The sequence below is a fragment of the Lysinibacillus piscis genome, from assembly GCF_026012395.1.
Classification (GTDB): Bacteria; Bacillota; Bacilli; order Bacillales_A; family Planococcaceae; genus Lysinibacillus; species Lysinibacillus piscis.
This window is the reverse complement of sequence record NZ_BRZA01000003.1, coordinates 197,862-209,637: the sequence shown is the minus strand read 5'-3', so window position 1 is coordinate 209,637 and position 11,776 is coordinate 197,862. Positions and strand designations below refer to the sequence as shown.

Sequence of the window (11,776 nt, the reverse complement as noted above, 5' to 3'; positions counted from 1 at the left end):
ATGAACACACCAGAAAAATTAAAAAAAGGTGATGAAATTAGAATTATTGCACCAAGTCGAAGTATGCAAATTCTTTCTAAGGAAGGTATTCAGTTAGCTAAAAAGCATTTAGAAGAATTAGGTTTTTATGTGACATTTGGTCAGTATGTTGAGACATGTGATATGCAAAAGTCATCATCTATTCAAGAGCGTATTGCAGATATTCATGACGCTTTTGCAGATAAAAATGTAAAGGGTATACTTACCGTTATTGGTGGATTCAACAGTAATGAGCTATTGCCCTATTTAGATTATGAATTAATTCAGGAGAATCCTAAAATTTTCTGTGGTTTTAGCGATATTACGGCACTTGCTACAGCAATAACAGCAAAATGTCATTTTATTACTTATTCTGGTCCTCATTTTTCAAGCTTTCAGATGATACAAGGGCAAGCATACCAAACAGAGTCTTTTAAAAAATGTGTAATGAGCAGTGAAACATATACATTGCAGCCTTCTGAAAAATGGAGCGATGATTTATGGTTTTTAGATCAAGAGAATCGCAACTTTGAGCCAACCATATGGAAGGTGTATACAGAGGGGGAAGCAACAGGCACACTTTTTGGAGGAAATCTATGTACCTTGAATTTATTACAAGGAACAGCCTATATGCCGAATTTACAGGATTGTATTTTGTTTATAGAAGACGATGAGTTAACGATACCAGAATTATTTGCAAGAGATTTAACTTCTTTATTACAAGTAAGTGGTGCAATAAAAGGCTTACTAATTGGACGTTTTCAAAAAGAATCATCTATCAGTGAGGAGCAATTGCACTTTATTTTAGATAAGCATCCACAATTAAAAAATATCCCTGTTTTATATGATATAGATTTTGGGCACACACAGCCAATTATGACATTACCGATTGGTGGAACGATAACGATGAACACACAAAATAGAAATGTGACATTACTTGAATTTTAGAAGGTTAAAGTGTTTTGTATATATTGGAAGGGATAAATGAGGTACGGTGACATGAATAGACAAATTATAGCAATTTCAGGTGGGGGTTTTTCAACAGAGGAAAATGCATATATTGACCAGTATCTGTTGAAAATCCCAAGAAAACAGGATCGTTTGAAAATAACCTTTATTGCAACAGCTAGCAATGATGCACAGGGCTATATTGGGAAATTTTATGAGGCTTTTAAAGAAGAGGAGCCGAGCCATCTCACTATACAGGATTTTGCATTGGATCATGTACAAGAGATGGTGAATGCCTCTGATATTATCTATGTTGGAGGTGGCAATACACAATATATGTTAACAGTTTGGCGAGAAACAGGGTTTGATAATGTATTGAAGCAGGCGTATGAACAAGGTGTGATTCTAGCAGGAATTAGTGCAGGAGCCTTGTGCTGGTTTGAACGTTGTTATAGTGAGAGTCATGATGATGGGTTTGAAGAATTTCAAGGATTGGGTATATTGCAGGGTACTTTTTGCCCGCATTACAATGATAAAAAACGCCAAGTAGCGTTTGACCAATGGACGAGTAAGCAAGATAATATGTTTACTTATGCACTGAATGATAATGAAAGCTTACATTTTATCAATGAGCAGGTAGTTGCAAAAATAAGGAGCTATACAAATGATTGATTTAAGTTACAAGCCAGTGATACAAGGCGAAAAAGTGGTACTTAGACCTTTTAAAAACGAGGATTTTCCATATATAGAAGAATGTTTAACAGATGTCGAGGTTATTAAGTTAACAGGCAGTGATGCTGATTTAGATATGGAGGTAACATACAATTGGTATCAGACAAGACATGAGCAAACCGATCGTCTCGATTTAGCGATTGTTGACCAATCACAGGGGATATTAGTAGGAGAAGTAGTTGTGAATCTATATGATGAAGACAGCCATAGTATGAATTTTAGAATTTTGATTGGACCAAGAGGTAGAGATCGTGGGCTAGGCACAGAGGCAACACAATTGATGATTGACCATGTATTTGCTAATACCACATTGAAGCAGTTAACGTTAAGTGTTTTTGATTTCAACCCAAGAGCGAAGCGAGTATATGAGAAAATTGGTTTTGTTGTAGAGAGCATTGATAAAAATGACCTAAAGTTTGAGGGTAAATGGATAGATTCGATTAATATGAAGCTAATGAGAGAGGATTGGCTAGCACAAAAAAGAGAATAGGGCGGGCTACATGGATTATATTCAACATTTTCAAACGGTTATCGATTATATTGACTATCATATAGACGAGGTTATTACTATTGAACAATTGGCAGAAATAGCTGCGTATTCTCCTTTTCATTTTTCACGGAAATTTCGTGAGCTGTTAGGGGAATCCCCCATGGACTATGTGAAAAAAAGAAAGCTACAATTTGCCTTGCAAGATATGGCACATGGCATTTCAGCAAATGAGGTAGCATTTCAATATGGTTACGAAACCTATGTAGGCTTTGCGAAAGCGTTTAAAAAAACGTTTGGTGTCTCACCATCCACCTATTATATCCACTGCCCAAAAGCACCGCCACCTTTAATTGATATTCAAAAATTACAGTCCTATCAAACAGGTGGCATTATTAAACAACCAAAAATTGAAGAAAAATCAGCATTTTGGCTTGTTGGCAAAACCTATCACAATACCGTTGAAAATATTCAACGCACGAAAGATGCACCATCTTATTGGTTCCATCAAGGATTAACTGATGGAGAAATTGAGCGAGATTTATATGCACACTTTGCTCCTCGTATACATGGAGAATATTGCTTAAACATTCGTCATGGAGAAGCATTAACGAATTTTATATTTTTCTTTGGTGTCCATAACGAGCAAGAGTATAAAGAAGTTGTTGAACCTTTTTCTTCTCTGTCCATACCCTCAGCAACATATGCGATTTTTCAAACACCACCTGTTTGTCCAGCTAATTTTGTAGAATCGATAACAGGTACTTGGTTGTATATTTTAAATTATTGGCTACCTTCTGCTGACTATGAAATTGATGAGCAAGCATTTGATTTTGAGTTTTATGATGAACGCTGCCATCCATGGGAGTATGACAAGGTGATGATGGAAATTTATATACCTATTAAGCTAAAGTATGACTAGCTCTTTAATCGAATTTTATTATACAAATAAAGAACAGGTGACAACAAAATCGCACTACAGAGTAAACCAATCTTAACAGAGGTTAATTGGCTAAGTATGCCTGTGACTGGGCCACCTCCAATTTGACCAAAAGCATCCATTTGACTTTTGACAGATAAGAAGGTTGCCCGATTCGAATTTTCAGGGATAATTTGATTAAACCAAATTTGCTCAAATGTCCCCAACGTTTGGCGTGTCACTTGTAAAATAAAGAAGCTACCTACTAGTAAAAATAATTCATTAGCTAAAGTGAATAACAACATCATTACAATGAGCAAAGCGTAGCAGCCTTGAATAACTTTAAAAAGTTGTTGTGCTTTCCATGGATACTCAAATTTCGAGAAAATAGTAAATAAACAGATGACACTAATTGAAATAGCTAATTGTAAGCCACCGATGAGTACGATATATTGCTTATGAGTTAATGCTGTGGGCAAGAGATGTTGTAAATGTAAGATCCATAATCGATCTAATGCCTCACTATAGCAGCCAACAATAAGGGCAATCCATAAGCAATATTGTAGAAGGACGGATTTTTTTACAGAGCCTGCTACCTCCTTGATAACAAGCCATACAGGATAAGTCAACGAAGTAGGAGATATAGTAAGCTGACGTTGCTCCTGTAAAAATACATAAACATAAATAGCTAGTAGCACAAAGCCAATACCACCAATCAATATAGAAAATTGCAAGGATACAAAGCTACAGGCAATAGCGATGATAATACCGCTACATGTGCCAATGTTTTCGGCTTGTGTGTTGATAAGAAATATTTTGTCAATGTGAGCAATACCGACTTCATCCGTTATCCAAGCCTGTGTTGCTCCACTAATACATGTATAACCGATTCCCCAAAGTACTTGAGAAGCGACAATGGCTATAAACACTGGAAATAATGCTTCGAGTAAAAATCCACTACCAATTAATCCATATCCTAAAATAATCGATACTTTACGTCCCTTTAAATCAGCAATAAGCCCCGTAGGTATTTCAAATAAAAAGATAGTGCATTCTAAAATCGTACCAATGATGATTAGTTGTAAGGCGTTCATATCAACTATTTTTACATAATATAAAATATTGATTGTGAAGACGCACCAAAAGAAAAGTTGTGCAAAAAAAGTTTGTGTGTAATAGATGTTTGTTTGTTGTTTCATCATGATTCCTCCCATCTATACATTACAAAAAAAGCCATCTAGGCAACTATTCCAAACTTGCTTACTTTCAAGTGTATACATATGGCCTTGTTCATTCGTTGTATAAGTATAGGGAGGACAAAAGATGAAAAAAGAAGATATGTTAGCCTCCTATCTTATCAATTTAGGAGAGGAAGTGTTGAAAGTATTACAGGCGAAGGGAGCGAGGAAGGAAGACGCAGAGGATATTATTCAAAATACCTTTTATAAGGTTTATTCATTGCTTAATAGCTTGACTGAGAGCAATCTTCGTCCATGGTTTTTTAGGGTAGCATTGAATGAGTATATTGATTTGAATCGTAAAAAGGAACAGCAAGTAGCTTCTTTGACAGAGGAAATTTATGCAAAGCTACAACAAGTGGACGATGAATTTGACACAATCATCAATAAAGATGAAATCACTTATTTATTGAAAGATACAAAGCGGGAATATCGTGAAATTTTTATATTGAAATATTATTATGAATTGTCTTATGAAGAAATAGCTACCTTATTAGATATTCAAGCGAGCAGTGTGAAACAAAAGTTATATCGTGCTCGAAAAAGTATTCAGCAAACAGTAGGAGGGAAAAAATAATGGAAGTATCATTACAACGTGCGCTAAAAAAAGCGAAGCTCAAACAATTATTGATTATTATTATTGTGTCACTTATTGTTGTTACTGTATCATTAGCGATTCTTTATAAAGCAGGAAATTATTTTGCTGCAAAAGGTTCAAATAGGCTACATGACCAGCTATTTTTACATAATGCGATTGCAGAGCCCAATATTCAAATTGATTCACAGGTAACGAGTAATCAGTCAACATTTGGCGGTAACATTATCACGAATCGTTCTAAGAATATTAATGGCTATGTTGTGCCCTGGAGTACATTAACAAGTTCATATGGGTGGATAAAAAATGCTGTGGATACGAATGAGCTAGTGCCAGGCTTTTATTGGTCAGATACATCGTTTTATGAATACGATAAGCAAACAAAAAATAAGTTTGCTACTTTCTTTCATCCAGATATAAAAGACTATTTTATAGAGATTCCGAATGATATCGAAGCGGTATCAACGATGGAAGATTATGTAGTAGAGATGGCAATTTCCTTTGATAAACCATACACATTTGAAGAAATCAAAACACAAATTCCCGATAACTTAAATATTGCATGGCTCTATATGACTTCTCCTATCTTTGATGAAAGTAAGGGCCCATCTGGAGCACAAATATATGGCTTTGTTCCATCCGACATCCCAGCAGATATGTATGATGAATTTGTAAAAAATCTACAAAACTACGATAAAAGTAAACAGAACGATGCCATTCAAGCATTTTTGAAGGATAATAAAAATAAATCTTTTGCAGAGATAAAAATTCTCGGTGTGATGCTGACAGGGCAGACAAAAAACTTTGCAGCATTAAAAGGACAAACATTTATACGAGGAGCATCTGTCGGGGTAACTGCCCCAATAGTTCCTTATATTAAGCCTGCGAAATAGACTACCAATCTTTTATAAAAGCCCTTATTGTGTCGTGCAATAAGGGCTTTCGCATAACAAACATCTGTCGAATATCTACGAAGTGATGTCGAATATCTACGTAATTTTGTCGATTGCCAACGAAGTTCTGTCGAATACCTACGAAGTCGTGTCGATTGTCTACGAATTTCACAAAAAGCCCTTATTGTTTTACCAATGTAACTTCTCCTAATCCCTCAACTACCAATGTGAGCGTTCGTCAATGTGGTCATATACACACCTCCTTTCAAATCATTGTCAATCTATTAGATAACAAAGAGTTGGAATTCGTTGCATTCAAAAAATAAAATATTTGTTATGCTATATAGTAATACAGTACGATGGAGGGCTTTACATATGGAGAGTGCTAAAAGAAAGGGCAAGAAATCTATTTTGTATAAAATAGGTATGGGCTTATTAATCATTTCTTTATCCTTATGGCTTGTGCCAGTTGTTACACCATTTTTGCCAATAGCCACAGCGACAAAAGCAGGTATAATCGTAGGTGTGATTATTGTAGCGGAAGTATTATTTTGGTTAGGGGCACTACTTGTTGGGAAAGAGGTAGCTTCTAAGATTAAAAGCTATTTCAATCCGAAAAATTGGCGTCAGTCAAAATAAAAGCAGCGTGTTAGAGTGTTTCTAACAGGCTGCTTTTACGATTGCTTAAACAGAAAATTTATCCATTTCCTGTCTTAATGTATCTGCAATAATATTTAATTCTTTGGCTTTTGCTGATACAGTCTCGATACTTCTTAGCTGCTCCTGTGCTGAGGCAGACACTTGCTCTGTACCAGCAGAAGTTTCAACGGCAGAGGCCGAAATATTTTGGATGGAATGGATAATTTGTGCCTTGCGTTTGTTCATTTCATCAGACAAATGTTTTACTTCTTGCGCTACTGTACTTGTTTGATCGAGTGCTGTTTTAATCGTTGTGAAAATTTCACTTGTACTTGTTGCTGCTTGTACATTTTGCTCGACAATATCAAGACTTGTGCCAATTTCCTGTACAGCGCTTTTAGAAATATCTTGAATAGCAGCAATTTTATTTTTTATGTCCTCTGTTGCATTTGATGTTTGCTCAGATAGCTTACGAATTTCATCAGCAACTACAGCAAATCCTTTTCCAGCTTCACCTACACGGGCTGATTCAATAGACGCATTGAGTGCCAATAGGTTTGTTTGGCTAGCAATGGCTGTAATGGTATTTACGATGCTCGAAATATCAGCCGATGTTTTATCTACCTCTTGTACAATGCTACTAACCTGCTGTGAAGATAGACGGTTTTTTTCAGACCAAATGGATAATTGGTTGACCGTCTCTACACCTTGATTACTCAATTCATCAATTTGTTCTGTCATAGAGGCAATTTTATCTGTACTTTCGATTACACGGTCAATGTTACTAGAAAGCTGCTCTAATTGCTCAGCTCCTTTTTCTGTATCCTGTGCCTGCTCTTCTGTTGCTTTCGCCATTTCGTTAATAGCTGAACCGATTTCGTCTGTTGTTTGTACAGTATCATCAGCAATGGTTGTTAAGAGCCTTGAAGAATCAGATAGCTCGGAACTCGTATTTTGAATATTTAATGTTACGGTTTTAAGCGTAGCTCTCATCGCAGCGATACCCTTTGCCATATGCCCAATTTCATCTTGGCGAGTTAATAATTTATCAAGTTCAGCGCTTTCTTTAAAATCAAGTTCGGCTGTTCGTTGAATAACATTTTCAAGATTTTTAATGGCTGCTACAATTTTGCCAATCACCCACCACATTAAAGCGCCGATAATTAAAAAGCTAAGCACGCTTATAATAATTTGATAGATTAATACAGAGTTGAGAATGGACTTAATACCACTTTCAGGAACGCCGATATCGATAACACCGTAAAGCTGACCATTTTTATAAATCGGCTCCATAATATCGTATGTCCATATGCCTTGTACTTCAGCATACCATCTTGTAAATTGATTTTTACCATTTGTTGCGCCATCAATTGTGTAATCATCTTCATATGTTTTGTTAAGTTTTTCATGGTCACTATGTGCAACTGCTTGAACATTTGTATCAATGATAATAGCGTAAGTGACATTATCTTGTTGTACTTTTGTATCCACAAATTTTTGGAGTGCTGGGATTGGATCTCTCTCGGCATCTAAAATAGCTTCAGCTTGCTTCGCCATTTCAAAAACTTGCTCTTGTGCTTTTTCAATTAATACAGCTTGGCTATCCTTTTTAACCGCCCATGATACAAGTACTGTATTGAGTACGGATGATAGTAGCAATAAACTTAATGTGAAAAATAATAATCGTCGTTTAAGGTTTTTCTTCATGAAATTTCCCCTCCTAAAAAAATTTTCTTGCGTAGTATGTATTAAAGCATAGTATACATAGATAGCTTTAAAAAAACGTATCAGTAGTGTAAAGCGCATTTAAAGTTATGAGATATTGAAATTTATCGCTCCTTGTATAATTAAATGAGTATAAAAATGGTAATTTTTAAGGGTATAATAAGCTAATAATTAATATATTTTATTATAAGCGAAAAATTTTTAAGTGGATATATCTTTCAGGTGTTCCAAATGAAATTATTCAATAAATAATTTTAAATGAGTCACAAGTCGATTTTATGGAGAGTTCACTTTATACATCTTCCTTGATTTCTGTTATACTATAAACATAACAATTGAAGGGGTGGGAAATATGTTAGTTGTAACAGCAGAAAATGTACCGAATCATAAAATTGTAGCGACGAAGGGTGTTGTTTACGGTGTCACTGTAAGAGCGAGAGGGTTAGGGCGTGACATTGTGGCATCGTTCCGAGGAATTATTGGTGGCGAAATTGATGAATATACGGAAATGCTTGAGCAGGCACGTGCTGAAGCGATGCATCGTATGGAAAAGCATGCAGAAGAGCTGGGTGCTAATGCAGTTGTCATGATGCGCTTTGATTCTGGCGAGATGGGGCAAAATATGAGCGAAATTATTGCTTATGGAACAGCGGTGATCATTGAACCAGTATAATCATTTGTTAAAGGGCTATGGAGAAAATAAAAATTTTTCCATAGCCTTTTTTGCAAGATTATTTAAAAAATTTATAAAACCTACTTGACCGATAAGATAAATTAAATTAATATGATTTTAATGATTTGACAACTACACTTTTATCAAATCTCTAAAATCAAATACTGCTAATTAGACGACTAAAGGCACTAACAAATATCATTTCTACCATACTGCTAACGATAGCAAGAGGTTGGAAAATGTATGTTAGTGCCTTTTGCTATAGCTTTCGATGGAAAGGTGGAGATTGTTTACTTCCTTAATGTAAAAATAGTGTATTTAAAATGGTATTTGGCATGTATGAAAAATAATGATTAAATAACGAAAGGTTGATGATTTTATGGGTTTTCCAACAATACATCCGACAGGAGCAACATTTTATAATCCAGAGAAGGCGGCAAGTGGCTATACGATTTTCCAAGCAGCAAATGTAGGAGCATTATTAATTGGGATGAACGGTCAAGAGGTTCATCTTTGGAAAGGTCTTCGAGGCTTTCCGAATAAAATTTTCCCAGGTGGCTATGTACTAGGGCACACATTTAACAGAGATCCTAAATATGGCTTCCAAGATGAAGGTGATTTAGTACAGGTGGATTTTGAAGGCAATGTGGTATGGCAATTTGATAAGCATGAGTTTATCGAGGACCCAGACAATGAGCCGAAATGGTATGCAAGGGCGCATCATGATTATCAGCGAGAAGGCAATCCAGTTGGTTATTATGCACCAAATCAAGAGCCTAAAATTGATGGTGGTCATACATTAATATTGGTACATCGTGACGTGACAAATGAAAAAATCTCCAAGCATCCATTATTAGATGATGTTATTTTGGAAGTGGATTGGCAAGGCAATATTGTTTGGGAATGGTCAGCGAATGAGCATTTCGATGAGCTAAATTTTAGCGAAGAGGCAAAAAAGGTCATTTATGAGGAGCCAAACCGCAGATTTTTCGGTAATAATTCAGGGGATTGGTTGCATATTAATTCGATATCGTATGTTGGACCGAATCATCATTATGATAATGGTGATGAGCGATTCCATCCAGAGAATATTATTTGGGATGCACGTGAGGCGAATATTATTGCAATTACCGATAAAAAAACAGGAAAAATTGTGTGGCAAATTGGTCCAGATTACAACACACCCGAAACAGAGCATTTAGGCTGGATTATCGGTCAGCACCATGCGCATATTATTCCACAAGGTCTGCCAGGTGAAGGTAATTTACTTGTTTTTGATAATGGTGGCTGGGCTGGCTATGGTGCACCAAATCCGAATTCAAAGGATGGCAATAAAGTAGCGTTACGAGATCACTCCAGAGTTTTAGAAATTGACCCAGTAACATTAGAAATCGTATGGCAATATACAGGGCTTGAAGCTAAATTCCAAGTACCAACAGATTCTTATCGCTTTTATAGTCCATACATTAGCGCTGCTCAACGTTTAGTGAATGGTAATACATTGGTTACAGAAGGCTCGAACGGACGGATTTTTGAAGTGACGGCTGACCATGAAATTGTTTGGGAGTATATTTCACCTTATAAAAATGAAAAAAATGCAAATTTAGTGTATCGAGCATATCGTGTTCCTTATGAATGGGTTCCACAATTAGAGAAACCAACAGAAGTAGCGATTGTGCCGATTGACAATAAACAATTCCGAGTAGAAAATGCTGCAACGAGTGAGGCAGAATCGGTTGTTGAAATTTCTAATACGATGTCTTATGGAGAAGGAGCGCTTTGTGTAGCACGTTATGATGAAACAGCACATAAAGATGCTAAATAATTTTTTATATTAAAACCAAGTAAATTAATTTGAATAATAGGAGTGGTTGCATGAGGTTTTTATTGAATAAAGGAATTTTATTATTACTAGTAGTATCGGTGTTATTAGCGGCATGTGGTAATGATGGATCAAGTGCAAGTGAAACAGCGAAGGCAGAAGGAAAGGCGACAGTTATTCGTGCAGGTGTGGATACGGCTGCTGGTGGCTCATTGCAAATTCGCGCCGCAAGAACGAATGGTGATTTTGAGAAAAAGGGCTTAGATGTACAGCTTGCGAACTTTGCCTATGGTATTGATACGATTAACGCTTTGTTAACAAAACAGACAGATACAGGTTTAGCGGCAGATTATGCTTTACTGAATTCTTTAAGTAAAGGTGATTTAGTAATTGTTTCGTCATTAACTGGAAGCAGTAAAGAGGTGAATTCATTAGATTACTCAGAAATCCTTGCAGTTGCTGATGTGAAATCAGCAGATGATCTTAAAGGGAAAAAGATTGGTGTAGCGAAGGGAACGGTTTTGGAATATTTTTGGGCACGTTATTTTGAGTATCTGAATATTAGTGAAAGTGATGTCCATTATATTCCTTATAGCACACCAGATGAGGCAATCGTTGGTGTGAAAAAAGGTGATATTGATGCAGTCATTGCTTCAGGAGCCTTACTAGAAAAATTCAAATCTATTGAAGGTGTTCATTCACTTGATAAATTAAGCTCTGTGAAAGATTTGAATATTACGTCTTACTTAGTGGCAGATCGTCAGTTTGCTGAAGAAAATCAAGATGCGATTGCTCAGTTAATCGCTGGTATTAATGAAGGAATTGCCTATGTAAAGGAAAATCCTGAAGGTACAGCGGATATTGCCTATGATGAGCTGAAAGTGGCAAAAGAAGATGTATTAAGAGATTTAAAGCGTCAAAATTTCACAATTGGCTTTAAACAACAGGACTATGACCATTTAGTAGAGTTGAAGAAATACTTAGTGGATAAAGGTATTATTAAACAGGATTATGACTTAGATGCTAAATTATTTTTAGAGCCTGCGAAAAAGGTTGTATCAGAGCAAGTCACTTATAAAAAATAGGA

At 35.9% G+C, this 11,776-nt stretch carries 12 protein-coding genes; 10 read left to right on the top strand and 2 right to left on the bottom strand.

The genetic code is table 11. The features are described 5' to 3' along the window. Genes OPF91_RS13810 through OPF91_RS13795 form a run of 4 tightly spaced genes read left to right on the top strand, consistent with a single transcriptional unit; the run spans position 1 to position 3,107 of the window. Positions 1-966 (top strand): S66 family peptidase, encoded by a 966-nt coding sequence (locus OPF91_RS13810; protein ID WP_264989423.1) that lies wholly within the window; start codon positions 1-3, stop codon positions 964-966. A 51-nt stretch (positions 967-1,017) separates the two neighbouring features. Continuing rightward, on the top strand, positions 1,018-1,638 hold the full coding sequence (locus OPF91_RS13805) for a Type 1 glutamine amidotransferase-like domain-containing protein (protein ID WP_264989421.1): 621 nt from the start codon (positions 1,018-1,020) through the stop codon (positions 1,636-1,638). Continuing rightward, positions 1,631-2,188 (top strand): GNAT family N-acetyltransferase, encoded by a 558-nt coding sequence (locus tag OPF91_RS13800; RefSeq protein WP_264989419.1) that lies wholly within the window; start codon positions 1,631-1,633, stop codon positions 2,186-2,188. Before OPF91_RS13805 ends, OPF91_RS13800 begins: the two co-directional genes overlap by 8 nt. Positions 2,189-2,198: 10 nt before the next feature. Next, on the top strand, positions 2,199-3,107 hold the full coding sequence (locus OPF91_RS13795) for an AraC family transcriptional regulator (RefSeq protein ID WP_264989417.1): 909 nt from the start codon (positions 2,199-2,201) through the stop codon (positions 3,105-3,107). On the opposite strand, the gene OPF91_RS13790 is transcribed toward OPF91_RS13795, so the two are convergent. Further along, positions 3,104-4,303: an MFS transporter gene (locus OPF91_RS13790; RefSeq protein WP_264989416.1), complete on the bottom strand. Its 1,200-nt coding sequence runs from the start codon at positions 4,301-4,303 to the stop codon at positions 3,104-3,106. The genes OPF91_RS13795 and OPF91_RS13790 overlap by 4 nt on opposite strands. Positions 4,304-4,427: 124 nt before the next feature. On the opposite strand from OPF91_RS13790, the gene OPF91_RS13785 reads away from it, so the two are divergent. From OPF91_RS13785 to OPF91_RS13775, 3 genes are all read left to right on the top strand, one after another. Continuing rightward, the gene (locus OPF91_RS13785) at positions 4,428-4,919 is read left to right on the top strand and encodes an RNA polymerase sigma factor (protein ID WP_264989414.1); all 492 of its coding nucleotides are present in this window, start codon (positions 4,428-4,430) and stop codon (positions 4,917-4,919) included. Continuing rightward, on the top strand, positions 4,919-5,830 hold the full coding sequence (locus OPF91_RS13780; protein ID WP_264989413.1) for a sigma factor regulator N-terminal domain-containing protein: 912 nt from the start codon (positions 4,919-4,921) through the stop codon (positions 5,828-5,830). The genes OPF91_RS13785 and OPF91_RS13780 overlap by 1 nt, the downstream gene beginning before the upstream one ends. A 375-nt stretch (positions 5,831-6,205) precedes the next feature. Further along, the gene (locus OPF91_RS13775; RefSeq protein WP_264989411.1) at positions 6,206-6,469 is read left to right on the top strand and encodes a transporter suffix domain-containing protein; all 264 of its coding nucleotides are present in this window, start codon (positions 6,206-6,208) and stop codon (positions 6,467-6,469) included. Between the two features lie 45 nt (positions 6,470-6,514). Here the strand turns inward: OPF91_RS13775 and OPF91_RS13770 are convergent, their stop codons facing one another. Continuing rightward, the gene (locus OPF91_RS13770; RefSeq protein ID WP_264989410.1) at positions 6,515-8,176 is read right to left on the bottom strand and encodes a methyl-accepting chemotaxis protein; all 1,662 of its coding nucleotides are present in this window, start codon (positions 8,174-8,176) and stop codon (positions 6,515-6,517) included. Between the two features lie 370 nt (positions 8,177-8,546). On the opposite strand from OPF91_RS13770, the gene OPF91_RS13765 reads away from it, so the two are divergent. From OPF91_RS13765 to OPF91_RS13755, 3 genes are all read left to right on the top strand, one after another. Continuing rightward, entirely contained in the window at positions 8,547-8,867 is a 321-nt protein-coding gene (locus OPF91_RS13765; protein WP_264989409.1) for a heavy metal-binding domain-containing protein, read from the top strand. Positions 8,868-9,246: 379 nt separating this feature from the next. Continuing rightward, the gene (locus tag OPF91_RS13760; RefSeq protein WP_264989407.1) at positions 9,247-10,692 is read left to right on the top strand and encodes an aryl-sulfate sulfotransferase; all 1,446 of its coding nucleotides are present in this window, start codon (positions 9,247-9,249) and stop codon (positions 10,690-10,692) included. 62 nt (positions 10,693-10,754) lie between these two features. After that, complete coding sequence (locus OPF91_RS13755) at positions 10,755-11,774, top strand: ABC transporter substrate-binding protein (RefSeq protein WP_264989406.1); 1,020 nt, start codon at positions 10,755-10,757, stop codon at positions 11,772-11,774. Positions 11,775-11,776: the final 2 nt, after the last annotated feature.

Coding starts and splice junctions, on each gene's coding strand:
- OPF91_RS13790 (WP_264989416.1), bottom strand. CDS start 4,303: ATGAAACAACAAACAAACATCTATTACACACAAACTTTTTTTGCACAA.
- OPF91_RS13810 (WP_264989423.1), top strand. CDS start 1: ATGAACACACCAGAAAAATTAAAAAAAGGTGATGAAATTAGAATTATT.
- OPF91_RS13780 (WP_264989413.1), top strand. CDS start 4,919: ATGGAAGTATCATTACAACGTGCGCTAAAAAAAGCGAAGCTCAAACAA.
- OPF91_RS13785 (WP_264989414.1), top strand. CDS start 4,428: ATGAAAAAAGAAGATATGTTAGCCTCCTATCTTATCAATTTAGGAGAG.
- OPF91_RS13760 (WP_264989407.1), top strand. CDS start 9,247: ATGGGTTTTCCAACAATACATCCGACAGGAGCAACATTTTATAATCCA.
- OPF91_RS13805 (WP_264989421.1), top strand. CDS start 1,018: ATGAATAGACAAATTATAGCAATTTCAGGTGGGGGTTTTTCAACAGAG.
- OPF91_RS13795 (WP_264989417.1), top strand. CDS start 2,199: ATGGATTATATTCAACATTTTCAAACGGTTATCGATTATATTGACTAT.
- OPF91_RS13770 (WP_264989410.1), bottom strand. CDS start 8,176: ATGAAGAAAAACCTTAAACGACGATTATTATTTTTCACATTAAGTTTA.
- OPF91_RS13765 (WP_264989409.1), top strand. CDS start 8,547: ATGTTAGTTGTAACAGCAGAAAATGTACCGAATCATAAAATTGTAGCG.
- OPF91_RS13775 (WP_264989411.1), top strand. CDS start 6,206: ATGGAGAGTGCTAAAAGAAAGGGCAAGAAATCTATTTTGTATAAAATA.
- OPF91_RS13800 (WP_264989419.1), top strand. CDS start 1,631: ATGATTGATTTAAGTTACAAGCCAGTGATACAAGGCGAAAAAGTGGTA.